Genomic DNA, 25,302 nt, shown 5'->3' on the forward strand with positions numbered 1-25,302 from the left:
AAAAGCGGGAGACGGGATTCGAACCCGCGACAATCGGCTTGGAAGGCCGAAGCTCTACCAACTGAGCTACTCCCGCAGAAAATGGCGAGGGTAGGATTCGAACCTACGAAGCCACTGGCAACAGATTTACAGTCTGCTCCCTTTGACCACTCGGGAACCTCGCCTACATCTGCTTCGCGATAGCTGGCGAAGGGATTTGAACCCCCGACCTGCTGATTACAAATCAGCTGCTCTACCGGCTGAGCTACGCCAGCGAAAATTAAGACGTTTAAGTTAACAATAATAGATAAAAAAGTCAAGTTTTTTTGCATATGGCGGTACGGGGAATCGAACCCCGGTTTGATGGCTGAGAACCACCCGTCCTGACCCCTAGACGATACCGCCTCGAAGTTCGATAATATAAATGTAAACGAATCCTCTTGTCAACGGAAAAATCACTTAAAAACGTTTTCTTCTCATTTCCCGAAAAGAAAACTGTTGACACCATATAAAAAAACATATTCTATATTCAAATGTCTTATTCTTCGGATAATAGCAGACGTCTGAAAATTTTTCTGGCGGTTTTTATCATAACCGCCATTTTTTTCACAACTCTCCTGTCTAAACTTATTTACGATTTCTTTAAAAACATGGCATATCAAAGAGACACAAACGCCTCCTGCCTTTGTATAAGGCTTTCGGGAAATTACAGGGAAATACCCGGCTTTTATCCGGCAGATCTTTTTTCAGGATATAATGACATCACCGTTGAAGATCTCATTCAAGCCATAAAGAAAGCACGCGGAGACGAGAACATACATTCTATTTTTCTCGAGATCCACGGAATTGAAAACGGATGGTCAAGTGTCTCCGACATTCGTAAAGAGCTCGAACATTTCAGACGCAACGGGAAAAAAGTTTACGTCTACATAAACGGAGCTACTGACAAAGAATACTTCCTCGCTTCCGTTGCTGATTCCATATACCTTTCTCCGACCGGTTCTCTCTTCATCGACGGCCTCTCTTCGACCGTATTGTTTTACGCAGGTCTTTCAGAAAAACTCGGCGTCCACTGGGAAGTTTTCAGCAAAGGAGACTACAAATCGGCGCCGAACGTTTTGACGGATACTTCTCTTTCAACATCTTCCAGGGAAGATTTGACGAAGATACTTACTTCAATACATGAATTGTACGTACTGGAAGTTGAAAAATACAGAGACGACCTCTTTATGCCTTACGACGTAATTCTCGACAGCGGACCATATCTTTCGGCCGCCAAAGCCTTGTCTCTTCATCTCGTCGACAGGCTGGAATCTTACGAAAACATATCCGCCCATTTCGGCATAGCCGACAGTTCGATAAACCCGAGAAAATACATCTCTCAAGACATAAATGCTTTTTCCAGAGAGAAATCCGTGTGCATAATTTTCATTGAAGGGGAGATATCGTACGGAGACAATTCGCTGTTTGGCTCCGATGAATCCCAAGACGCCCGAGTCATAGCCGAATTCATAATGAAAGCCGCCGACAATGACGGATTCAAAGCGCTGGTGATAAGAGTAAACAGTCCCGGTGGAGACCTCGACGCCTCATTTGCCATTGGAAAAGCCGTCGAATACGCCGCAAGCAGAAAGCCGGTCGTCGCCTCGATGGGCGACATGGCGGCATCGGGCGGTTACTTCGTATCCATGTATTCGGACGTCATAGTTGCTTCCGAATTCACCGTGACAGGATCGATAGGCGTTTTCATGCTGAAACCCGATGTTTCCGGTCTCCTGCTGAAAACCGGCCTGAGCGTGGACACGGTTAAAACGAATGTTTCCTCAGACTTCATGTCTATATACAGACCTTTGAGTCCGAGAGAAACCGAAATTCTTGAAAGTTATGCGAGCGAGGCGTATTCTCTTTTCACGTCTGAAGTCTCTCTGAACAGGGAACTCGATTCTGCTTTTGTCGAATCAGTCGCAGGCGGAAGAGTGTGGACAGGAAGAGAGGCGTACAAACTTGCTCTCATAGATACTCTTGGGGGACTTGATCTTGCAGTTGCAATAGCCAAAGAAATGGCCGAAATTTCAGTTGAAACAAGCATTGGCGTAGAAATATATCCGGAACCTTCATTCAGCATCAAGAACCTCAGGAAAAGGGCGTGGATGGCTATTGCCGGAAGAGTTTTTCCGGAAGCCTCGGGTATTCTTTTTCTCGGAGAAAAAAATTTCTCATTCAAGCCTTCTCTTATATTTCCGTACAAACTTGAAATTCACTGAAAATGTTTTCTCTTCTTTTAATAATTTCATTTCAAGCCGGAGAAATAGCTGAAAAACTGAAATTATCTGCTTCCGATCTGGCGGTCACTGCCGGAATGGCAATTTCTCTGGCCGAATTTACCGGTCCTGACGGCAGAACTGCAGATTCGATTCTTTGCGACGCTTTTCAAACCTTGGGCGACAACTGTGTCGTTTTCCTTGAATACTCAGACAGATCGACCTCAAAGTTCAGAATAGTAGTCCTCGACCGTTCGGGGACGCCGGTTTCACATAGTTGTCTTTTCCCCTCCACTACCGGCAGGTTCACGATTGAAACAGCCGGTGTCGTAAACGTGTTCACCGACAAAAAGGGAGTCTATCTTAAAATGACACAGCAGAGCGAAACTGTTTCGAGAACTTACGACCTAATATTTTTACTTGAAGAAACAATTGCTCCTCTTTTTTACAATCTCTTGTCTAAAGAACAGTACCGCGACGGAGGGCGCGACATGAAAAGTCTTCTTTATCTATCCGGGGGTTGTCTTTGCCTTGCTCAATCACCGGAATACTGGGTGAAAATAGATGAAACGGAAGCGTTTTACGGCATAGAGAGATCTGTTTGGTCAATACCCGGGACCATTTATTTCGAGCCGGACTTTTACGGATATTCTCCCAAATCCTACATTGTCCGGCATGATTCTTTCGCGCTTCACGGCAAAGACCTGATTTTTCTGTTTGACCTGCCTTCTGACGAGAGATTTTTCCCTACGACATCATGGATCGGCATTTCCGATCAGGACATCTCCCGTTTTTTAAATATATGGTCTGCTTTTCTCGGATACAATTTCGCTGTCTCTTCTTCTTCTTACACCGGTTTTGATCCCTCATTCAAAATTGTCGGCGGATCGACGGAAGATTATCTCGAACTGATAATATATCTGCAGGACAGTGAGATATCCCACGGAAAAGATCTTTTTTCCATGTACTTTTCCAATCCTTCATTACCGGATTATAACTGCGAGATATCCCTCTTTCCTCATGATCAATCGAACACGGAACAGCTAATTTTAAAATTATCAAATTTTCAGGAAAGTTCTCATGTAAAAGCGAGGTCCGTTTCACAATCCGAAAACACGATCATATTTCTAGTCGAAATCCCTGTTTCAGATCTAAAAGACGCCCTCAATCTTGAAGGTAAATTGAACATTGTCTCGGCATTTCTAAAATACAGAGACGTGGACGGAGAAACGGTCTCCTTTGTTTCTCTCCCATCAAATGCCGATCCTTCCCGGCGAGAAACCTGGGCGGACATAATATTCGGAGAACTCACTTTAAAATAGAGGAGACCAGATGGCCGGCAGTACCACCCTAACTGAATCGGAAATTAAAACCGTAATAGACTCTGACCTCTACGATCCCTTTTCAATACTGGGAATGCACAGGAAAGTAACAGAATCTTCAAACGTCCTCGCTGTCCGTGTTTTCACCCCCGACGCCAAATATGTAGAAATAATAGGAAACAGAGAAACCAGGAAAGCCGAGATGATACATTCGGCGGGTCTTTTCGAAGCGTTGTTTCCCGACGGAGAACATTTTTTCCCCTACAGAATAAAATGTTCCTGGAACGGCGACGAAAGCGTCATAATGGACGACCCCTACAGACTTCCTCCTGTCCTTTCCGATTATGACATTTATCTTTTTAACGAAGGCTCAAACACAATGGCTTACGAAAAACTCGGGGCTCACGTCATGGTTTTCGAATCTTTAAAGGGAACTGTTTTTTCAGTCTGGGCTCCAAACGCGAAAAGAGTCAGCGTCGTGGGAGATTTCAACCACTGGGACGGCAGGCGACACCCCATGCGGTCCCGCGGCAACAGCGGAATTTGGGAGCTTTTTATTCCCGGTATCGAAGAAGGGGTTTTGTATAAATATGAAATAAAAACAAAACAGAATCTAATATCCATTCGAACCGATCCGTACGGTTTCTTTTTTGAGAAAAGGCCGCGAACTGCCTCGGCAGTATTCGACCTTACAAAGTACAAATGGAATGACTCGGAATGGATGCGCCGGAGAGTACTGCCTCTTGAAAAACCTGTTGCAATCTACGAAATGCACTTGTCGAGCTGGATGAAAAAATCCAAAGACGAAATTAATGGAAATCTGACGTACAGGGATATTCCTGATCTTCTGATCCCTTATCTTCTGGAAATGGGATTCAATTACGTCGAATTCCTGCCAATAGCAGAACACCCGCTCGACGATTCCTGGGGATATCAGGTGACGGGCTACTACGCACCTACAAGCAGATACGGCAACCCAGATGACTTCAGATATCTGGTCGACAGACTTCACGAAGCCGGAATAGGAGTCATTCTTGACTGGGTTCCCGGGCACTTTCCGAGAGACACTCACGCCCTCGCCATGTTTGACGGCACTGCCCTTTACGAGCATCAGGATCCCAAACAGGGTCAAAATCCCGACTGGGGAACCCTTGTCTTCAACTACGAAAGGCGCGAGGTCAGATCTTTTCTCGTATCCAACGCAATTTTCTGGTTCGATAAATTTCACATTGACGGCCTTAGAGTGGACGCAGTCGCTTCCATGCTTTATCTTGACTACTCGAAAAAAGAAGGCGAGTGGATACCGAATAAATACGGAGGAAAAGAGAATCTCGAAGCCATCGATTTTCTAAAGACCCTGAATCTGAAGATTTACGAATTGTTCCCTTCCGCTCTGATGATAGCCGAAGAATCTACAAGCTGGCCGATGGTCTCAAAACCTGTCTATCTGGGAGGTCTGGGTTTCGCGTTCAAGTGGAACATGGGATGGATGAACGATTTTTTCAGATACATGGGAAAAGATCCGATTTTCAGAAAATTTCACAGAAACGACATAACTTTTTCGCTTCTTTACGCTTTCACGGAAAACTTTATTCTTCCGGTCTCTCACGATGAAGTCGTTCACGGAAAACGCTCACTGATTTCGAAAATGCCGGGAGATTACTGGCAGAAATTTGCAAACACACGCCTTTCACTCGGATACATGTTCGCTCATCCGGGCAAAAAACTGCTTTTCATGGGCTCTGAGATCGGCCAGTGGGAAGAATGGCAGTTCAACAAAAGTCTCGACTGGCATCTTTTGAACTACGAACCCCACGCAAAGCTCAAAAAATTCGTCGCCGATCTGATCGGCGTATATAATAATACCAAAGCTCTCTGGGAAGAAGACTTCAGCTTTCAGGGATTTTCATGGATCGACTTTTACGATTCCGACAGTTCTGTCATAGCTTTCGTCAGATGGAGTAAGAACAAAAATAACCACGTTGTTGTCGTCTGTAATTTTACACCGGTAGTCAGGCATAGTTACAGAATAGGCGTGCCTTCAGGAACTTACTACAGCGAGTTGATTAACAGTGATTCCGAATTTTACTACGGAAGCAATGTCGGCAATTACGGCAGGATTAAATCTGACGACAAGCCATGGCACTCTTACCCATATTCTGTTGAAATTACCCTTCCTCCTCTTTCCGTCCTATATCTTGCGCCTGATAACGGCTGAAGAAAATAATAAAAAAAAGAACATAATTTTCCGTCTTAATGTTTCAGCCGCCCAAAATGTCAAGCAAATCCTTTGTCGAATAAGGTTTTTGAAGAAACCTGACATTCTTGTCAAGAACTCCTTTCTGTACTATTGTGTTTTCAGTATACCCTGAAAAGAAAACTACCTTCAGTTGTTTTTTCTTTTTTAACAGGTTTTGAGCCAGTTCCTTTCCGCTCATGTTAGGCATGACTACGTCCGTGAGTAATATGCTGATTTCTTCCGAATTCGTATTAAACGTCTCAATTGCTTCTTTGCCGTTGTCGGCTGTAAACACTCTGTATCCGAAACTGGCTAGCGTCTCTTTTGTGACATTTCTTACTCCCGGATCGTCTTCAACAAGAAGAACCGTCTCATTTATTCTCACTTCGGGCATAGGGTGGTTTTTATCGGATTCTGTTTCGCCTTCATCTTCAACTTTCGGAAAATAGCATTTAAATGTCGAGCCCTTTCCCAACTCGCTGTAAACATAAACGTAACTGTGATTCTGCTTAATAATTCCGTAAACCGTAGATAATCCCAATCCCGTTCCCTTGTCTTTTTCTTTCGTCGTAAAAAAAGGTTCGAATATCAGGCTTTTAACTGTTTCGTCCATACCTGTTCCGTTGTCGCTTATTGACACGAGGACATATTTACCCGGTTCCACCCATGCTTTGCTTTTTGAGGATGAGAAATCAAACTCCGCGTTTGACGTCTCAATCGTCAAAATTCCTCCGTCGGGCATCGCGTCGCGGGCGTTTACGACAATGTTTATTATCACCTGTTCTATCTGGCCGGGATCCATTCTTATTTTCCACAGGTTTTCTTGAAGAAACAGTTTTGTCTCTATGTCTTCGCCGAGAATTCGGCGGAACATATCGTGTTGTCTTGTTATAAGTCCGTTGAGATCAATCGTCCTGGGTTTGATTATTTGTTTTCTGCTGAAAGCGAGCAGTTGACCGGTGAGCCGTTGCCCTCTTTCTCCCCCCGCCATCATTTGTTCCAAAGCACTTTTTGTACTTTCCGCCGGATTCTCCCTCAATAATAGATCGCAGTAACCGATAATGATTGTCAGAATATTGTTGAAATCGTGCGCTATCCCTCCGGCAAGTCTTCCTATGGCTTCCATTTTCTGAGACTGAGAAAGCTGATCAAAAAGCTTTTTACGTTCCGTTATGTCCGAAACAAATCCTTCGAGATAAAAAGGATTCCCTTCATCATCATAAACAAGACGCGTACTTATAGAAACCCATATTTTCTGCGCGTTTTTTCTGAATAACTGGATCTCTCTGTCAACTACTTTTCCGTTTTGTAAAATGTCAGAAATATATTTTTTCCTGTCTTCCGACGCAACGTAGAGTTGTTTTTCAATGTTTTTGCAGTTTTCAATTAAATCTTTCCTGGAATCGTAACCTAGAATGTTTATAAGAGCCGGATTGGCATCAATAAAACGGCCTTCAACTGTCGACTGGAATATCCCCTCAATCGCATTTTCATAGATGTCCCTGTATCTTTTTTCGCTTTCGATCAAAGCGATTTCGGCTCGATTTTTTTCGGCGATTTCCTGTTCAAGAGTGTGTATAAGATCCTGGAATCGCGTTGTCATGTCGTTAAAAGCTTTCGCCAAAATGTCAAATTCGTTTCCCCTCGACATTTTGACTCTAAACGAAAAATCTCCTCCCTCTATTGCTTTTGAAGCATCTACAAGCTTGGATATCGGCGACACTATGCTTCTCGAAGTAACAAAGTCCCCCATGATTCCGACAAAAAGAGCCATCAAAGCGGTAATAACCCAGAAAATCCTCATCGTCTTCATCGTCTGCACGGCATTGTTCATCGAGGCTTCGATTTCACTGTGAAGATTTGAATGAAGACGATTCATTTTAAAATCGAATCTTCTTTGCAAAGACGCCAAATCGTTGTGCCTCAAGTATTGAGCGCTGGCCCATTTTCCCTGTTCTATGTCTTTTGAAACCCTGTCTATGGCATCGTCAAGTTTAACTGACAGCTCAGTAATTTCATCAATTGTTGTCAGGTAATTTTTTGCAGACTCATTTTTGCTGAACAAAAACGAATTTCTCATTAATTGTATTTCCGACAGCAAATTCTCCATCGCCAGTTTCAGTCTTCCTTCAATTAAGACGCTTTGACGCGTCAGCAGGACGTTATCCACTTCCGTTGATATTTCCAGCCACTTTTGATCAACTCTGATTAATGTTTCATGCCGAGCGGAATTTTGGATGACATTGTCGACAACTCTCTCGACCGAGATCGTATAGGCAAATCCCAAGACGCATGAAAGAACGACGAAAATCACTATTATGGAAAAACCAGCAACGGTCCTCTGTCTTATTGACATTTTAGGCTTTGTTAACTTCATTTTATTCTGACTGTCGCCGTTTATCTTGTTATGAGCGCCAGCTCGATGAATATCGTGTCAGGAATATCTTTGCCGGAAAGAAATTCCATGATAGTCTCGATTCCTATGCGCCCCATTTCCTCGGGTCTTTGCGCTATTGTAGCTGACATTTCATTTTTTTCGAGCGAAACGATCGCTTCTTCAATTCCGTCAAATCCTATAAAAACAATTCCGTTCAACCTTCCGGCTTTTTTAGCCGCTTCGATCGCACCGAGTATCATGTCGTCGTTGTGGGCAAATACACCGTTTATTTCCGGGAATTCGTTCAATATATCCGAGAACACTTTTTCTCCGTCAGCCTTGTTGAAGCAGGCAGTTGCAGAAACGACAATTTCGATCTGGGGATAGTTTGAAACGGCACGATTGAAACCCAGTCCGCGTTCTGTTGCCGCCGAAGAGCCCGGAGTGCCGATCAACTCAACTACTTTTCCTTTTCGGTTGAGCGTTTCAGCAAGATAAACACCCGCCATCATCCCGCCTTCTATATTGTTCGACGCGATATGACAAACGACGGAGTCGCAGGAGATGCTTCTGTCAATCGTGAATACGGGAACTCCCGAAGACGAAGCTGATCTGATCGCAGGGCATAACATATCGCTGACCGGATTCAGCAGTATTGCGGCCGCTCCTCTTTCGACGAGTTCGCCGATCTGTCTGAACTGGAGGTCTTCATCATCGTTCGCATATAAAACGACCAGTTCGACGCCGTGTTCTTCAGCGGACTCATTAGCGCCCTTAACAAGAGATACAAAAAAAGGAGTCTCTTCCGACATGCTTATAAGCAAACCGACAATAACTGTATCGTTGTCTCCGTTTTTAGTGTCATCCTCTTTACCAGAACAGTTCGGTACGGTTACTGCCAATATAATTAACGATGAAATTTTAAACAACACGCAAAAAAAATGACTTAACAATTTCGGCATTAGAAACCTCCTTTATAAGCGGTAAGTTTCCGATCCGGCTATCCGGTTAAATTATAGAATAAATCGGGAATATAAAACACAAAAAATATTACTGCTGAAAATAATCCAAAATATCCAAATCAGTACAATAAAGATTTCCAGGCCTTTTCTTCATACGGCTTAAAAAATTCGTTTTTTATATTAAGCGTCTCAGGTTTTTACCTGTATCTGACAGGGCAAATCAAAACAAACAGCGGTTGTATTTATTACAATACAATCACGTCCTGTATTTTCAGAAAACAATCAATTCTTGTGAATCTCCATGAATTTACTGTCAGCTACTGCAAAAAGTTTTCCTTCTGTAAGTATCTCGCCTTTCAGGCGGAACATTCCGTGAATCCTGTCTTTAAAGCATGCCCTTACTAAAAGTTTTGAATCGACCGGCACAGGTTTTAAAAATCGGACGTTCAGTTCAGCCGTGAATGCCGAAACATTTTTATTAAACAAACAATGAGTCATCGCGCAGTCGAGAAGACTGCATATAATTCCTCCGTGAAGGTATCCTTCATATCCCTGAAGCAGTTTTTCACATTCAAATTCAGTGTACACGCATCCGTCTTCTGCGGTTTTGAATTTAAGCCCGAGCGAAGCGGGATTTTCTTCTCCGCAAAATCTGCAGTGCCTGTGAGAAAGAGGGATACGGACGAAGGAAGAGCTTTCAGTGGTCACAGACGTTTTCTCCCGTCTTCAGACTTCCTTCCAAATAACTCTCGACAAGTTTTTCAGGCGTTTCGATAGGAGCTCCGACGACTACTTCAATTTCCATTTCGACGAAAAGGGACCTAGCCTTGTTCCCCATTCCTCCGGTTATTATTGTTTCTACGCCTTTTTCTCCAAGCCATTTCGGCAGAAGACCCGGTTCGTGAGGAGGCGCAGGAACATCTTCCCTGTTCGTTATTTTTTTGGAGGTCTTGTCTGCGGTGATTATGGCAAAAGTGTCGCAATGCCCGAAATGAGCGTTCAAAAGACCGTTGGCAACGGGAACGGCTATTTTCATAGTTTCCTCCGCGGTTGTTTGTAATTTTTCTATACCGTTGGTCAAAGTATTATTTATTATAATTTTTTCAGCAATGGCCGAAAAAAGGATTGCCGACTGCGAATGTTCCAGTCTTTTGACGAGAGGAAGACCTTCGTCGCCTGAGTCCACAACAGCCGGATCGATTGGAATGCTCCCCAGATAAGGCACTTTAAATGCTCGCGCCGTTTTCTCTCCGCCTCCCGTTTTAAAAATGTCGGTTCTCCTGCCGCAATGAGGACACACAAAACCGCTCATGTTTTCTATGAGACCTGTGACAGGAAGTCCCAGTTTGACGCAGAAATTCAGAGATTTTCTTACATCGGCTGCGGCGACTTCCTGCGGAGTTGTCACGACAACAGCTTCGACACCCGCCCCGAGAAGCTGAACCGTCGAAAGAATTTCGTCTCCAGTTCCCGGAGGACAGTCTATTATTAGAAAATCGAGCTTTCCCCATTTTACGTCTTTGAGGAACTGTTTAATCATTCCCGCTTTCATCGGGCCTCTCCATATAACCGCGTCGTCAGGTTTTTCAAGAAGAAATCCTATCGAAATTACTTTTAAATTTTCGATGTCTCCTAATTCAACGGGCAGTATTTCATATCCGTCGCTGACTGCCCTCGTCTGGGTCATATCAAGCATTGTCGGAATACTCGGCCCGTGAATGTCGATGTCGAGAAGACCGACCTTTTTGCCGAGCAGAGCGAGTGACAAGGCTAAATTCACCGACACAGTGCTTTTCCCTACACCGCCCTTGCCCGATAAAACAACTATTTTTCTGTCAATTCCGGATATTTTGTCTCTGAGCGCTTTTTCTTCGTCGTTATTCACAGTATTTTTCTGCATAGCGTCTCCCATAAATTAATTATTTCCCTGACACAGGCGCCTTCTCCGTATTCAACAACAGTCCTGCCGTTCACCTGAGCTTCCGTTACATTTTTGTCGTAATGTATTTTACCGCAAAAAAAGACCCCCGAGTCAACGCAATATTGTTCTATTCCGCGTGTCTTCTCAGGATTTATGTCCCATTTATTCACGCATACGTAAATAGGTATTCTGAAATGTTTCGCGAGGTCTGCCACCCTTTCCAGGTCATGTTCTCCGGACAATGACGGCTCAGTCACAATGAGCGCCGCATCTGCGCCTGTGACAGAAGCTATTACGGGACATCCTATGCCGGGCGGCCCGTCCACTATTATCAGTTGCGCCTTTGATTTTTCAGCTTCCTCTTTCGCTTTTTTTCTGACCAGGCTGACAAGTTTGCCTGAATTTTCCGCTCCGCTGTCAAGTCTGGCGTGAACCATTTTTCCGCAAGACACTTCGGACACGAACCATTCTCCGCAATCTCTTTCGGGAAATCCGATCGCTTGAACCGGACAAAAACGGACGCAGACTCCGCATCCTTCGCAACCTGTTTCGGCGACACTGTATTTTCCGGTTTTTTTATTTAAAATGACGGCTTCGAATTTACACAGCAATTCACATTTCCCGCACGAAATACATTTCGCAGGGTCGATGACTGCCAGATTTCCGCTTTTGAACCGGCCCCGGGAGATCGTTTTCGGATTCAGCACAAGATGAAGATCGGCTGCGTCCACGTCGCAGTCGGCGACGACGACGTTTTTCGATAAAAATGCGAAGGAAGCCGTAAGGCTGGTTTTTCCTGTGCCGCCTTTTCCGCTTATTACAACTATTTCTTTCAAAAATATTTCCCCTTGAAACGAGCCGCAATATCATCAATAATTTTTATAAATTCATTTTCAATTTCCGGAAGGGCGTCCAAAATGCTTTTTCCTCTTGAACAGGCTTCGGCTATTTTTCTGTCTTCCATTATTTTCATCAATATTTCGATTCCTTCTTTTTCACAGAACTCTTCGACCCCTTTATAGTTTGAACCCCAACGGTTGATTATGACTCCGAAGGGGATTTTCATTTTCCTGACTGTCTCAGCCGCGAGGACGAGGTCGTGTTTCCCAAAAGGCGTAGGTTCTGTCACAAGAATCGCGTAATCCGCTCCGCTGACTGCCGTTATCATGGGACAGGAAGTTCCTGGCGGACAATCTATTAGAGTCAGCCCCTTCGGATTCCCTCGCTTTTTTACCGCGCGAATGACGGGAGGGGACATTGCTTTTCCAACTTTCAATACTCCCTGTACAAAAAAAACACTTTCCTTGCAGGCGCTTTCCACTTGCCCAATGACCGCTTTTTTATATTTTATAGCGTTTTCAGGGCAGACGAGAGAGCACCCGCCGCAACTGTGGCACAAATCCTCGAAAACGAGCACTTCTTTTGCAGTGACTGCCAATGCGTTGAAATTGCAGAAATCCGAGCACTCACCGCAGTGTGAGCATTTAGTTAAATCTATCGAAGGTACTGAAACAGCGACTTCTTCGCTTTTTAAAGCTCCTGTGTCTAAAAACAACCCGGCGTTAGGCTCTTCGACATCGCAATCCAAAAGAGTTATCTTTTTTCGGCAAGACAAAGCCAACGCTATGGCCACTGTTGTCTTTCCTGTGCCTCCTTTTCCCGAAGCAACGGCTATAGTCATACCCAGTGAGATTCTACGTCCGGATTGTCCGCGGCTCCGAGTTTTCCGTTTTTAAAATCATCGAGCGCCTCTCTTACAGTCGGCGCGCTTGAGTGGTAAACGGCAATTCCGGCACTTTTGAGAACGGCGAAAGCTTTTGGACCGGTGTGCCCTGTAATGAGTGCGGCGGCTCCTGATCCGGCTATTTTCTGAGCCGATTGAACTCCGGCCCCCTGAACCGCGTTTAGATTTTGTTCGTTATCGAGAACAGTAAAACTGCCGTCTTCAATGTTAAAAATAATGAAATTCGACGCTCTGCCGAAGCGACTGTCAAGCGGGGAATCAAGATCTTTCCCCGCACAAGTGACGGCGACTTTCAATTATCGCCCGCCATTTCTTCAAGACGTTTGTTAATCTGGTCCAATTGTGATTTCAGGGCTTCAGCCGTCTGCTTCAGCGAATCTTTTTCGTTTACGGATTCACTCGAAAAATTTGATCCGAATTGGCCAAATCTCTGCCATCCCCAAAACATTCTCCCGAAACCTCTTCCTCCGAATCTGCCTGTTCCAAAACCCCTACCTTTGCCAAATCCCGCCGTCGTGTTCATGAATCCGGGAACAGAGTAACCCGGGCAAAAGCCCATTCCTCTTCCCGTCATGGGGCCGGCGCCCCAAGGTCCGGTTCCATTTCCACCTGGCATAAAATCCTCCTTTTTTATTGTTTTTTATATTAACGGCCAAATTTTCTTCTGCCGCCGCACCTGCGCTGTTTCCTGTTGCGGTTTCCGGCAAATCTGCACCCCGGCATTGAATATTCTATCTTTGACGACCTGTTTGTCCACGCATTGAGTACATCCGTAATGTCTCCGGCGACAAAAGGAATCAGTTCAATACCTTTGCTTAAAACCTCGCGTGAGCCTTTTTCGGATATCGCACCACATATAAGAGCTGTGACTCCTTTTTCGTATAAAAATCCGACTTTTTCCTGTACCGTTTCCTGAGACAATGAAAAAAAAATTTTCTCCACGGATCCGTCTGTTTGAAAACTGTACACGACTGCACTTTCGGAAGCGTCAAAAACCGGGGCAATCCTGTCATTCCATACTGATATAGCAAGTTTCATAAAATTAAATAAGCAACACCTATGCCAATAACAATTCTTTTCAAATATATTGACATGTCGCTAATGTGCGATATTTATGAAAGAGCCCCTTCAGGCGCAAAAAGATGGCCGGTGCAACAATGAAACACAATCTGTTTTATTACCGTTGCATTTATGCAACTAAATTTCCTGTCGCCGCAACTTCTTTTTTGAGGGGAGTATAATGCCGTAATTTTTTACTTTTCTGTAGAAGGTAGTTTTATCTATTCCGAGTTCTCTTGCCGCGGCGCTTCTGTTGTTTTTGTTTCTTTCGAGTGCACGCATTATAGCCTGTTCCTCTACCATTATTTTCGCCGTCCTTATATCGCCCGATTCCACCTGAGGCAATTTGAATTTTGTCAATTCCTGAGGCAGGCATTCAATGCCAATTATTTTCTTGGAACACAGCACGTAAGCTCTCTCGACGACATTTTCGAGTTCTCTTATATTTCCGGGCCAGTCATAGGTATAAAAAAACGAAAAAACTTCAGGCTTAAATGCTGATATGTTTTTTTTCTGCACTACATTCAATCTGTCCAAAAATTTCTCGGCGAGATGAGGTATGTCCTCTTTTCTTTTTCTCAATGGAGGCAGTGTCAGCGATATGATGTTCAAGCGGTAAAAAAGATCCTGTCGAAATTCGTTTTTCTGCGTCATCAAATACAGGTCACGGTTTGTAGCGGTTATTATACGCGCGCCAGTCTTTACGACAACGTTTGAACCCAGCGGTTCAAACTCCCTCTCCTGAAGTACCCTGAGCAGTTTAACCGCCAGAGACTGCGATATTTCGCCGATTTCATCGAGAAATAAAGTGCCGTCGGAGGCCTCGGTAATTTTACCTGTTCTGTCATTATCTGCGCCGGTGAAAGCCCCTTTTTTATAACCGAAAAGTTCCGATTCGAGAAGCGTGTCCGGTAGGGCGGCGCAATTTATTGCTACAAAAGGTTTTTTGGAACGAGGTCCCAAATTGTGTATGGTTTTGGCGAGCACTTCTTTACCGGTTCCTGTTTCACCTTGAATGAGAACCGTGCTTGGACTTTCCGATATAGCCGGAATGACATCGAAGATGCGCCTCATTTCGGCGTTTTCGCTTATCATCTCTCCGAAAGCCGTTTTTTCACTCAGTTCTTTTTTCAATTCCGATATTTCGCTCAGATCTCTGAAAGTTTCTGCTCCTCCTATTATCTCGCCTTTTTCGTCATGTAAAAGAGCCGTTGAAACGCTTATTGGAATTTCTCTGCCATTAAGATCTATAAGGTATCCGGCAATATCTATCAGAGGCTTGCCGTTTTTTATAGTTTTCCTCAACGGGCATTTCGTCTCGCACATGTTGGATTTGAATACCTCGCAACAATTTTTACCCAAGGCATCGCTCCTTTTTACGCCCGTGATCTTTTCGGCTGCTTTGTTGAAAAATGTAATTTTCCAGTTCAAATCAACTGTGAAAACTCCGTCGGATATGCTTTCTAAAATTATTTCATTCATCATTACTAATACAATATAGAGGTTAATTCACTGTTTGAAAAGAGCGGACAAATTTATTTCCCTCGCATTTCAAGACCGCGAAATAGTGCCCCGGTTTTAAAACACATTCAAACATCAATTCCGTCTCTGTTGTATTCTCGCCCGTAAAACAATTGACGGCACGGCCTGTCAAATCGTAAACAGACAGTTCATAATCACCCGCATGAGAAACTATGAAAAAAACCTTTCCCCCGTAAACGGTCACATAAAAATCCGCTTGAACGATATCGCTTCCGAGATTTGTATTTTCCTCAACTGGAGTTGAGCCGTATTCGTATGCTCCTATGTCAATCTGGCCGTCAGCCGGTCTTTCGACCGGATTCAAAACCAATTCATGAAGAGGGGGGTGAAACAAAGGGGGAAATAAAGGATTCGGAAACTGAAATCCCTGAGGGCTTGAAGGCGTTTGATTTCCCTCTCCGACGAGGGGGCTTCCGGGTATAATTCTCAGGTCCAATTCGGAAAAGTTGACAAATCCAGGGTCGCTTCCCTCAATAGTGCCAGTCCACTGGTAAGGTATGTTCGCGGCGCCTTGACAGACCCAATTGTCACTGCCTGTGATGACGGCTGTATCGTGAACCCACACGGCATCGACTGTCCGAATTATGTCTATGTTTCCTCCGGGTCTGTAAAACACATTGTTGTGCATTTCAAGGGTTTCAAGCGTGTCGAAGCACCTGATAACGGCGCTTGTTCCGCATATAATTGTGTTGTTTACGAACCTGTATCTTCCGTGGGTCATCCCCGTTCCGTCACCGCCTATCCTGACGACGTAGAATTCCGGACTGTTGCCGGCTGACGTGGCTTTTTTGACAAGGACGTTTCCAACGACGTCCGAATCCTCTCTTTTCAGATGAATGTTGCCGGTGTCTCCTCCGTCACAACCGATGAGTTCGAGTTCGTGATAGTATCCTCCCTCGACCCAGTTGTAGTATATTTCGTTTCGCTCCGCTCTCGATTTGACGTTGTTGCCTCCGTCAGCGTCGTGTATGTAGCAAAACTGCATTCTGAACACGCTGCCGGGGTGATGGACTTCGTCCGTAGCCATGTAAATCTGGTGCTGATAGGATCCGTTGCCGCAATTCCTCACTTCTACATATTCCATTGTGCATGAACCGGATCCTTGATCGGCCCCGAGAATACCGTGTGCGGGACAATCTCTTACGAGGACATCCCTTATGGTGAGGTCGTCTGACTGGTGATAAATACCTCTCGACGAACCGCCTGTCACTTCAAAACCCTGAAAAATGTAATGGTCGGCACCACTTTCATAAGGCCACGGGGAAATAAACGCGACAGTGTTGGTGCCGCCGGAAACTGTAGGCCTGTTTCCGTTTATCCTGACTCCTATTATGGCTATTTTTTGATCCTGCGTCCCAGGTTCAGTAAAAGAAACGTCTCCCTGATAGGTGTGATCGCCGTCGACGAACACTGTATCCCCCGGGCCGAGGATTCCGGTCACCTGAAAGATTTCTGTGTAAGGTCTTGAAGGGCCGACATATATGATTCCTGAATATGCAATGTTCTGTTCAAGGCAAAAGAAAAAAATAAAAATGAATGATTTTAAAGTCATGTGTCCTCCTTTCAAAAATCTGATCGCATTAAAGTAATATTTTTTCAAATTTAATTTCGTGAAGCAATGGTATTCCGTCATTTCCTGTCAGCGGTATTTCAGGTTTAAGTTTTCTTGATTCATTAAGTGCATTTTTGTAAAAAGCAGACATGATAAAGCCGATTTTTTGATAAAATCTCATCGCTTTCGTGTTGTCGTTCGTCGTTATAAGCCACACCATACTGCATTTTTCTTTCGCTGCCTTGTCAATGATTTTCTCAACGAGAGCTTTTCCTATCCCGCGTCCTTTATCCATGCTGTCAAGAGAAACGATCTCGCATACTTTTCCAACTATTTCGAATGTCGCTATTCCTTTTATGACGCCTTTTTCGATCGCGACGAAACCTTGGAGGTTTTCAGAGTCGTGAATTTTTCCACATGATACTAAAATCGAAGAGCCCCAGTTGTCTGAAATGTATTTGACTACAAATTTTCTGTATTTCTCTGATATTTCTATTATTTCAAAAGAGTCTTTCATTTCTTCTCCTCGCTTGCAAATCCGTTCAATTGATAACCGTCTTGATTTCTCAATTCGTCCAGTCTTCTTTTATATATAAATTTTGGTGATTTTTCAGAGATTTTAACGTAAATCATTATTGTTTCGTCTCTGTATTTTTCTGCTTTCTCCCTGTGTGAATGGATTTTTACGCTCATTTTCCACAGATTGAACAGAAGTTCCGCTTTCAACTCGTCTGATTCCGTCTTCGGCAGTAATTTTTCCAAAAGCTCTATGCATTCTTTCTTTTGTTTAATATCTGTGCTCAACTCAAACACGATCCTCGGGCGCTTGATATTCGCGCGTATTATCTCTATGAAATTCCCCAGTCGCTTCTCGTAACTCAAAATCTCGTCAGTGAGACGGAGGCTTTCCTTCAACTTACCTGAATCAAAGAGATATCCCGCTTTTATTTCAAGTGTGTCAACTAAAGTGATGAAGTCCTTGAACCTTCTCGAAACCTCCAAAGATTTTTCTATGTATTCAAAGGCTTTGTCTTCGTCTTTGAAATGATAATGATTTATCTGACTCATCAAATTGTAGGCGTGGGCAAACTCTGACGGAGCGTTGATTTCTTTAAGAACAATTAGTCCCTTTTCGCAAAAACACATGCTCTTTTCATATTCACCCAAATCGTAATAGTGTGAACTCAGGTTATTGAATATGGAATGAAGGACGTTTCTGTTTCCGGTTTCTTCAGCCAATTTCAGAGATTTTATGTAATATTTTTCCGCTCTATTGAAATCTCCGCTTACGTCGTATAAAACCGCAAGATGTTCGTAGGAATAAAGAAGCATGTTTTTATTATTTTCTCTTCTTGCAATCCTCAGGCTTTTTCTGTTCATTTCAATGGCTTTTTCAAACTTCATCTGCATATAGTAGATGCCGCCGAGATTAGTCAGTATCTTTTGAATCTCTTTTTCAAAATTATTTTTTTCGGCGATTTTCAAAGCTTTTTTGAAAAATTTCTCCGAAGTTTTTACTTTACCGAAATTCAACATGTGGCATCCGAGTGAATGAAGACTTTCAGCCTGTATTTTATCATTTGAATATTTTTTGCCAATCCTGTATGCTTCAATGAATTTTTCCAAGGGAGGCATTTTTTCACCGTCTTTCATTTCGCCCCAACCTGACTTGTCTATAATCTGCGTTTTCAGGAGTATGTCTCCCGCGTATTTTAGGACTTTCATGGCTTCACCTAGGACATTTTTTTGTTCTTTCCTTTTCGCCATTAAATTCAGAACCCGCTCTGTTTTCAAAGACAACTCGAGAAATTTTTCCGCCTTGTCTTTCGTTTTCAGTGTGTATCTGTTTTTCATGTAAGCGAGAATTTTACCGTAATACTCAACGCAATCGGCGTTTTCAAATCTTTCAGCGGCTCTCATCGCCGCTTTTTTATAAAATTCACCGGCCTTTTCAGGTTTTTCAGCTTTTTCATAGTGATAAGCTATATCTTTGAAATAAGGCGCAATGTCTGTTCCAAAAAAATCCTGCAATCTGTCGGCAATTTTCCCGTGAGTTCTTCTCAAGACAGTTTTCGATTGCATTTCATACAGGACTTTATAAGTGACAAGATCGGAAAACCTGAAAGAATGCGCATCAGAAACTTCTATAATCCTGCTGTTGATTGATTCCTTGAGCACTTTTTCTGAAAATTCGACTCCCAATAAAAACTTGAGGGTTCCCGGTGAAAACTCGGTTCCGAAAATCGCTGCTTTTTCGAGGGCGGTTTTTACATCCTGTCTCAAGGCGTCAATTTTTGAAGTCGTAAGAGAATAAAGATCCGAAGGCATCCTGTCGTCAAGAAACGGATCGTAAAGAGGATTTTTTGAAATTTTTTCCTTAACGTAATCACAATAGTTTATAACAAACAGAGGTTTCCCAATGCTTTTATTCAATATGTATTTCCTTACATTATCGACAGCGTTTATTTCAGCCATTTTGCTGTCCATGAGCTCAGACGCTTTATTTTCATCGAGAGCTTCCAATTTCAAATGTAAAACCGCCTTTTCCTCGCAAGCCGTTTTTACATTTTCCAGACAGATGATTTTTTCGTCCGTAGAGGAAAGAATAATCGCGCATTTTTTTTCCGCCGAATCCAAAACGATCAACCTGACAAGTTCTTCCGAAGCAGGATCCAGGTGTTCGATATCTTCGAAAACGAGAGCAGATTTACTTTCGTCCAGTATTTTTCCAAAAAACACTCTCACTGACCACACAATATTTTGAAACCGGGATTTCGGATCGAGATTTTCGTAGAGAGAATCCTTTATTTCGATTCCAAGAATTGAAGCGATGAAAGATTCCGTTCTGCTGAATTGTTCTTTTTCATTCTTTCCCTCTATTGAAGAGATTAATTTTCGGAATATTCTGAAAAATTTATCGCGGTTTTGTCCGGTCATTCCTTCTTCGTAATCGAAAACGTTCCTAAAAAACCTCTCAAACACCCCTAGACTTTTTTTGCGCGTTGAAACCGAGTTGACTAAATACCATTTGAAGTCGCCTCTCTTTCGGTACAATTCTTCAATTATTCTGGTTTTTCCTATACCGGTTTCTCCAGTCAGAAATATTATCTGACACGACTTTTCGGTCAATACAGCGTCCAACTTTCTTTGTATTTCCAATATCTCGGTCTCTCTGCCGATAATTTTCCCGAATTCGGATACTTCTGAAATGCTTCTGATTTTTTTTTCCAGACAGAATACCTCTATCGGTTCATTAAATCCCTTCAGAACAGTTTTCCCTTTTGACGTGAATATATGAGACGATCTTTTTGCTTCGCGTATTTTTTCGTCTGTTATTATTTCTCCTGTTTTTGCTTTACTCATCAATCTTGCAGCCATATTGACATTTTCACCAATTGCGGTGTATTCACACCTGTTTCTGCTGCCTATGAAACCGGAGTAAGCCATGCCTGAAGAGACGCCGGCTTTGAATGTAAAACCTTCTATTCCCCTGAAATCTACGCACATATCGAGCGCTCTGTCGAGATCGTTGCCTTCGCTTTGAGGGGCGCCGAAAACAACAAGCATGAATCCACCTTTGTCTCCGAAACTTATTCTGTTTAAGTATCCTTTGTGGCTTTCGACAGAAGCGACAACGGACGGAAGAACATTGTCAAAGTCGTTTTCATCGAACGATATAAAGCAATTTATCGTCTCTCTGAATTCTCCCGGCGTTTTAAGCGAAATTACTTTTTTCGGATAAAACATCGAGTCTATGTTTTTCTCTCCCGTGAAAATCCGGACACCTGCTCGGGAAGTCTTTATTGAGTTCCGTGTTTTATTGGAAATCGCTTTAAATTTCCTGTCTTCCAGAGACTCGTTTTTTCCGCAGGATCCGGAAAGTTCTGCCGAGTCATAAAAAGGCTTTCCCTTTATGTAATAGGCTCCGATCCCGTCTCTTTTAAGAATTCGGTATTCTATGCCGCCGTATGATATCGCGACTTTTACGGAAAGTTCGAATTTGCCGAATCTGTTTTTCTTTTCTCCTCTCTCGGAAAAGTATCTCTTTATTTCTTCGGCTGCTTTAACAGTTCTCTTACAAAAACCGGCGCTTTCCGGAAACACAGCATAAAAGGCGTCTCCACCGAAAGTCGAAACGAAACCTCCGTTTATATAAACTGAGTCTATGCAACGCCCGAAAAGACCGTTTATGGAAATTGAAAGCACTTCCGCACCTTCGGGACCTTTTTCCATCAGGGTTTTTGTCATTTTCGTGAAACCTGAAATGTCAGCGAAAAGCACTGCGCCTTTCAGATAGCCTTTAAATTTTTTTTTGATTAAATTCTGTGAAATTAATTCAGGAACCAGACATCTCATAAATTCAAAATACCTTCGTCCACACCCGGGACAAATTGACGGCTATTATAAGAAGTGTTTTCAGGGTTCTCGAGTTTATGCATTTGCATGGTCTCGATCCTGAATCAGAAGTTGTTTCAACTCCGTCAGCAAATCAAAGCTCGATCCGTCAAGAAAGCGCCTGTAAAACATTTAGAAAACAGAACGGCAAACATATTATCTTTTACACTCTACAAGACTGCATAAAGCATATCACTTCTTTGCCGTTCAGTCGGCAGTCGGCGTAAACTTTTTTCAGTCAAAAGCCATGTCTGTTTTCCAAACCTCCCATACTTTACCGACGAGATCCGGATTCGGCTTCAGAGTCATTTTTCCGGGCTTCCAGCCCGAAGGAGTGGCCTCGGAGCCTTTACTATTTCTGACGAGTTGAAAAGCCTGAACCTGACGAAGAGTTTCGCTGACATTCCTTCCTACCGGAGGAGTCAAAACTTCAAATCCCTGAACTACGCCGTCCGGGTCTATCAAGAATCTTCCTCTCGTCTCCACTCCGGCATCGGAATCATATATTCCGTATACAGCTCCGACTTTTCCGCCGGCGTCGGACAGCATGTGGAAAGGAATGCCGCCTTTTACCATTTTTGACAGTTCGTTGTCATTCCACATTTTGTGAACAAACACGCTGTCAACGCTCATTGACAGGACTTCTACTCCTAATTTCTGAAACTCGGGATATTTTTCTGCGACCGCAGAAACTTCGGTGGCTCAAACAAAAGTGAAATCGCCGGGATAAAAACAGAGCACGACCCATTTTCCAAGGAAATCAGAAAGTTTTACTGAAGTGAATTTACCTTTGTAATACGCCGGCGACGAAAAATCAGGCGCTTTTTTTCCTACCATTATCATGGATCTCTTCTCCTTTTCCAAAGGTTTTGCGTTCTTTTCATCCGGTGGAGGAGTTTCTCCTACCGGACCTCCCGTCGGTCTCGCACATCCGATTTTTTCTTCCTCAGCCATGGGCTCCTCCTTTTCTTGTTATTTTTTAAATAAAAAGGCAGGAATTTACCTCCTGCCTGCTTTTAATATTTGGGATGCAAAATACATAAAATTTTTATCAGATCTTCACCCCTTTTTGATAATGATTATTATAATTATTTTATCATAGCTAATTCATTTTTTCAAGTTAACTCAATCCAAAATAAAAAATTTTACAAAAATCTCATTGCTTTGAAACAATATTATCTGATTTTTTTCCATGCCTAAATGTACCGGTTCACGGAATTTGTTGTTATAAGTCATTTTATACCTTACTGCTAATATTCACGCATCTTACATTTTTTTCACGGTTTGTTTCAATGAAGTAAATTAAAGATGGCGTAATTCCATTTTTATAAAGTTTTTTATCGTGTCGACCCTCAGAGTGAAAGGTTCTGCTTGTTGCGACATCGAATGAAAAAACTCGTAACCGTAATTTCTTGAAACCCAAACCCCCGGCAATCCGTCCTCATCAATTTTCTTCCACATTGGTTCAGCGTAATTTGCGTTTAATACCTGATCATAATATTTTGAATTCTCTATCCAGGATATTATTTCATTTTCCGATCCATTTTCGTAAGATAAAATAAGGTTTCTCGTATAATCCGAATCGAAAGCGCCCTCGGTGTAGGTGACGCTGTCTTCTACTATTTCAATCGTTGTGTCGATTTTCATACCGGTTTTACGAAATATTAGATCTGAAATTTCTTTTTCAGGATTTTTTGTGACAGGAAAACAGTTTGAAAGGATCAGAATTGACGACAACAGCGCAAGAAAAATACGATGAATCATATTTTCCCCACCGGAGCGATATATATTACGAATTCATTTTTTCCGTCCAAACTCAGCATTTCATCGGCGTATTCCTGATCGTACGCGGCAATAGCACATGTGCCTGCCCCGATGGCAGAACATGCCGTGTAAAGATTTTGACAAACGTGACCGGCATCCAAAGCAATGACCTTGTAAGATGCGTCTGAATATCTCCACTCCATCCTCGCCGGAAGCGCCGTCCAATAAAAAACTACTGCTCCTTTTCCGCAGAAGCTCTGGCCCAGAGTCGAAAGAGCAACTTCTTTTTCAAGGTTTTCTAATTTTTTTTCAAAAACCAGCTGGTGACTCAACGGCAAATATCTGTATATAGCGCTGCTTTCAAGATTTTCAACCCTGAAAACAGCCAAATAAGTTTCAAAAGCGTGACGGCATCCTGCCGAAGGGACCGTTCTGTAACATCTTTTGTCCGATTCTTTTTTTCTCACTCCCTGAGTGGCCCACAAAAGAAAAGAGAGCTCGTCCAGTTTCAATCCGTCATTCAAAAACACCCTTTGCGACTTCCTTGCGGCTATGGCTTCTTCGACGCTTACTGCTTTTATTGACTTCCATTTTCCGGGAGCGACCATGTCAATTTTCACGGCGTCTGCCGGGCAAGGTTTTTCTAACGGAGGCGGATTAATTCCTCTGTTCTGTTCGGTTTTCGAAAAATCGGTTTTTTTCCTTATTGTGTCTTTCAAAAAATCCCTGTAATCTTCGTACATATTTACCTCGTTTTAAGGCTTGATAATCTCTGTTGTTTCTTCATGGATGTCTTCGTCAGCTCTGTACGCGAACAAAAGAGCGTATTTGACGTTTTCGTCTTTTCCCCTGACGGGGATAAAATGAAACATCAGTTTTCTGGTTTCTTCCCTTACCGGTAGCTGAAGCAAAGCCGTGAATTCCTTCTCCACTTTATCTCTCAGCGTTAACAGCAAAAGGGACCTCGTGAACTTCGTATTCATATCCCGATTTTCGATTGAGGCAAAACTGAACCTGTTCTGAGAAACGCCGAAAAGAGCCTGCATGGATTTATTTAAATAAAAAACACTCTGCTCTGAATCCAACAGCATACATGGCTCTGAAATCCAGTTGAATATTATTTCAAGAACGGTAAAGTTGAGCCGGACCGCTTCAGCTCTCAATTTGTCGTACTTGCAGAGCCTTTCGCTTGCTTTATTCGACAGGTCTGCAATGTCCGTCAATTCGTCGCGGACTGAGCTGTTTTTTCTTATACCGGCTTTGTATTCACCCTTATAAATGGAATTAAGAAACACAGTGATCTTCTTCCCGTATAAAAATAATCTGACTGCAAGGTAAGCACAGAGAAAGACGAACAGAAGCAGATAAGCCGTTAAATACCATCTGTTCAGGATACCGCCAGCGAATAAACTGATTGTCGAAAACGCTCCGAGCAGAAAAACAGAAAAAAAGACCACTTTTAAAGACATTTTGAAAGATACGGTTTTCATTTTCCCTTCGCAAATCTTTCTATGTTCTTGTCCAAACCGGCTACAAGCAGAAAAATGTCCTCTTTCAGCTCCTGGTCAGGGGAAGGAATATCGTCGAAAACCTCCTTGAACTCTCTCTTCCCCGAGGAATTTACCGCCGGAAGGAGATACTTAATGCCGACGATGTTGACTTTGTATTCCTTTCTCGGTTCGATCACCCTCAGAGTCTTCCCGATAAAAGCCTCGGGTATTTTTATCTCGGCTATACTGTGCCCTTCGGAAAGAGGTATTCTCTTTGAGACATCGCTGGAGACCAGGCTTCTCGCGACCGTCAGACCCATTTCTTCTTCGAGGCTGACTATCTGGTCAACGTCGAGAGTTTTCAAAATTTCCTTCTGCAATCCGTTGATCGCCCTAGACCATATTCTTCTTACGCCGATTTTTTTCAAAAGGAGCGTAGTCAGAAGATTGGCTTCGACATCATCTCCTATGCACACTACGGCTACGTCGACATCCTGTACAGAGGCCGATATCAATGCGTTTTTGTCCATAGAGTTCAGTGTCACTGCGTACGTCACCGACTCCTTCACTGCTTCCACTTTGTTCTTGTCGCTGTCAACTGCTATCACCTGCGCTCCTTTGTCGGTCAATTCTCTGGCAAGAGTGCTGCCGAAAATTCCCAGACCTATTACAGCGATGCTTCTCATCATACCTAC

At 43.1% G+C, this 25,302-nt stretch carries 21 protein-coding genes and 4 tRNA genes; 3 read left to right on the forward strand and 22 right to left on the reverse strand.

Annotation, left to right across the window (positions count from 1 at the left end; translation table 11 throughout):
* Positions 1 to 3 precede the first annotated feature (3 nt).
* From JXL83_01495 to JXL83_01510, 4 genes are all read right to left on the reverse strand, one after another.
* Positions 4 to 76 (reverse strand) — tRNA-Gly (locus JXL83_01495).
* Positions 77 to 82: 6 nt separating this feature from the next.
* A tRNA-Tyr gene (locus JXL83_01500) sits at positions 83 to 164 on the reverse strand.
* 17 nt (positions 165 to 181) lie between these two features.
* Positions 182 to 254, reverse strand: a tRNA-Thr gene (locus JXL83_01505).
* 58 nt (positions 255 to 312) lie between these two features.
* Positions 313 to 384 (reverse strand) — tRNA-Glu (locus tag JXL83_01510).
* Between the two features lie 128 nt (positions 385 to 512).
* Here JXL83_01510 and sppA point away from each other — a divergent pair.
* From sppA to glgB, 3 genes are read left to right on the forward strand one after another with little or no spacing between them, the layout of a single operon-like run.
* The gene (gene sppA, locus JXL83_01515; GenBank protein MBN2362789.1) at positions 513 to 2,243 is read left to right on the forward strand and encodes a signal peptide peptidase SppA; all 1,731 of its coding nucleotides are present in this window, start codon (positions 513 to 515) and stop codon (positions 2,241 to 2,243) included.
* A gap of 2 nt (positions 2,244 to 2,245) precedes the next feature.
* On the forward strand, positions 2,246 to 3,562 hold the full coding sequence (locus JXL83_01520) for a hypothetical protein (protein ID MBN2362790.1): 1,317 nt from the start codon (positions 2,246 to 2,248) through the stop codon (positions 3,560 to 3,562).
* Between the two features lie 10 nt (positions 3,563 to 3,572).
* Complete coding sequence (glgB, locus tag JXL83_01525; protein MBN2362791.1) at positions 3,573 to 5,780, forward strand: 1,4-alpha-glucan branching protein GlgB; 2,208 nt, start codon at positions 3,573 to 3,575, stop codon at positions 5,778 to 5,780.
* 43 nt (positions 5,781 to 5,823) lie between these two features.
* Here the strand turns inward: glgB and JXL83_01530 are convergent, their stop codons facing one another.
* From JXL83_01530 to JXL83_01615, 18 genes are all read right to left on the reverse strand, one after another.
* The gene (locus JXL83_01530) at positions 5,824 to 8,157 is read right to left on the reverse strand and encodes a response regulator (GenBank protein MBN2362792.1); all 2,334 of its coding nucleotides are present in this window, start codon (positions 8,155 to 8,157) and stop codon (positions 5,824 to 5,826) included.
* 41 nt (positions 8,158 to 8,198) lie between these two features.
* Complete coding sequence (locus JXL83_01535; GenBank protein MBN2362793.1) at positions 8,199 to 9,140, reverse strand: substrate-binding domain-containing protein; 942 nt, start codon at positions 9,138 to 9,140, stop codon at positions 8,199 to 8,201.
* A gap of 282 nt (positions 9,141 to 9,422) precedes the next feature.
* Positions 9,423 to 9,848, reverse strand: coding sequence for a PaaI family thioesterase (locus JXL83_01540; GenBank protein ID MBN2362794.1), 426 nt, complete (start codon positions 9,846 to 9,848; stop codon positions 9,423 to 9,425).
* Positions 9,838 to 11,040, reverse strand: a complete 1,203-nt coding sequence (locus JXL83_01545) for a P-loop NTPase (GenBank protein ID MBN2362795.1) — start codon at positions 11,038 to 11,040, stop codon at positions 9,838 to 9,840. The genes JXL83_01540 and JXL83_01545 overlap by 11 nt, the downstream gene beginning before the upstream one ends.
* Positions 11,022 to 11,897 (reverse strand): ATP-binding protein, encoded by an 876-nt coding sequence (locus JXL83_01550; GenBank protein MBN2362796.1) that lies wholly within the window; start codon positions 11,895 to 11,897, stop codon positions 11,022 to 11,024. The genes JXL83_01545 and JXL83_01550 overlap by 19 nt, the downstream gene beginning before the upstream one ends.
* Positions 11,894 to 12,742, reverse strand: a complete 849-nt coding sequence (locus tag JXL83_01555) for an ATP-binding protein (GenBank protein MBN2362797.1) — start codon at positions 12,740 to 12,742, stop codon at positions 11,894 to 11,896. The genes JXL83_01550 and JXL83_01555 overlap by 4 nt, the downstream gene beginning before the upstream one ends.
* Positions 12,739 to 13,101 (reverse strand): NifB/NifX family molybdenum-iron cluster-binding protein, encoded by a 363-nt coding sequence (locus JXL83_01560; protein ID MBN2362798.1) that lies wholly within the window; start codon positions 13,099 to 13,101, stop codon positions 12,739 to 12,741. Before JXL83_01560 ends, JXL83_01555 begins: the two co-directional genes overlap by 4 nt.
* Positions 13,098 to 13,421: a DUF5320 domain-containing protein gene (locus JXL83_01565; GenBank protein MBN2362799.1), complete on the reverse strand. Its 324-nt coding sequence runs from the start codon at positions 13,419 to 13,421 to the stop codon at positions 13,098 to 13,100. Before JXL83_01565 ends, JXL83_01560 begins: the two co-directional genes overlap by 4 nt.
* Before the next feature lie 29 nt (positions 13,422 to 13,450).
* Positions 13,451 to 13,843 carry a NifB/NifX family molybdenum-iron cluster-binding protein gene (locus JXL83_01570; protein MBN2362800.1) on the reverse strand — a complete coding sequence of 131 codons (393 nt, stop codon included), beginning with the start codon at positions 13,841 to 13,843 and terminating at the stop codon, positions 13,451 to 13,453.
* A gap of 159 nt (positions 13,844 to 14,002) precedes the next feature.
* A complete protein-coding gene (locus tag JXL83_01575; protein MBN2362801.1) occupies positions 14,003 to 15,346 on the reverse strand; it encodes a sigma 54-interacting transcriptional regulator in 1,344 nt (447 codons plus the stop codon).
* 22 nt (positions 15,347 to 15,368) lie between these two features.
* Positions 15,369 to 16,958 carry a hypothetical protein gene (locus tag JXL83_01580; GenBank protein MBN2362802.1) on the reverse strand — a complete coding sequence of 530 codons (1,590 nt, stop codon included), beginning with the start codon at positions 16,956 to 16,958 and terminating at the stop codon, positions 15,369 to 15,371.
* A 28-nt stretch (positions 16,959 to 16,986) separates the two neighbouring features.
* The gene (locus JXL83_01585) at positions 16,987 to 17,475 is read right to left on the reverse strand and encodes a GNAT family N-acetyltransferase (protein MBN2362803.1); all 489 of its coding nucleotides are present in this window, start codon (positions 17,473 to 17,475) and stop codon (positions 16,987 to 16,989) included.
* Positions 17,472 to 21,314: a tetratricopeptide repeat protein gene (locus tag JXL83_01590; GenBank protein ID MBN2362804.1), complete on the reverse strand. Its 3,843-nt coding sequence runs from the start codon at positions 21,312 to 21,314 to the stop codon at positions 17,472 to 17,474. The genes JXL83_01585 and JXL83_01590 overlap by 4 nt, the downstream gene beginning before the upstream one ends.
* A gap of 273 nt (positions 21,315 to 21,587) precedes the next feature.
* Complete coding sequence (locus tag JXL83_01595; protein MBN2362805.1) at positions 21,588 to 22,307, reverse strand: peroxiredoxin; 720 nt, start codon at positions 22,305 to 22,307, stop codon at positions 21,588 to 21,590.
* A gap of 348 nt (positions 22,308 to 22,655) precedes the next feature.
* Positions 22,656 to 23,117 (reverse strand): hypothetical protein, encoded by a 462-nt coding sequence (locus JXL83_01600; GenBank protein MBN2362806.1) that lies wholly within the window; start codon positions 23,115 to 23,117, stop codon positions 22,656 to 22,658.
* A complete protein-coding gene (locus tag JXL83_01605; protein MBN2362807.1) occupies positions 23,114 to 23,860 on the reverse strand; it encodes a SagB/ThcOx family dehydrogenase in 747 nt (248 codons plus the stop codon). Before JXL83_01605 ends, JXL83_01600 begins: the two co-directional genes overlap by 4 nt.
* Before the next feature lie 12 nt (positions 23,861 to 23,872).
* Positions 23,873 to 24,607: a hypothetical protein gene (locus tag JXL83_01610; protein MBN2362808.1), complete on the reverse strand. Its 735-nt coding sequence runs from the start codon at positions 24,605 to 24,607 to the stop codon at positions 23,873 to 23,875.
* Positions 24,604 to 25,296: a TrkA family potassium uptake protein gene (locus tag JXL83_01615; GenBank protein ID MBN2362809.1), complete on the reverse strand. Its 693-nt coding sequence runs from the start codon at positions 25,294 to 25,296 to the stop codon at positions 24,604 to 24,606. Before JXL83_01615 ends, JXL83_01610 begins: the two co-directional genes overlap by 4 nt.
* Between the last annotated feature and the right edge of the window lie 6 nt (positions 25,297 to 25,302).

The organism is candidate division WOR-3 bacterium, assembly GCA_016934535.1.
Taxonomy (GTDB): Bacteria; SDB-A; SDB-A; order SDB-A; family SDB-A; genus JAFGIG01.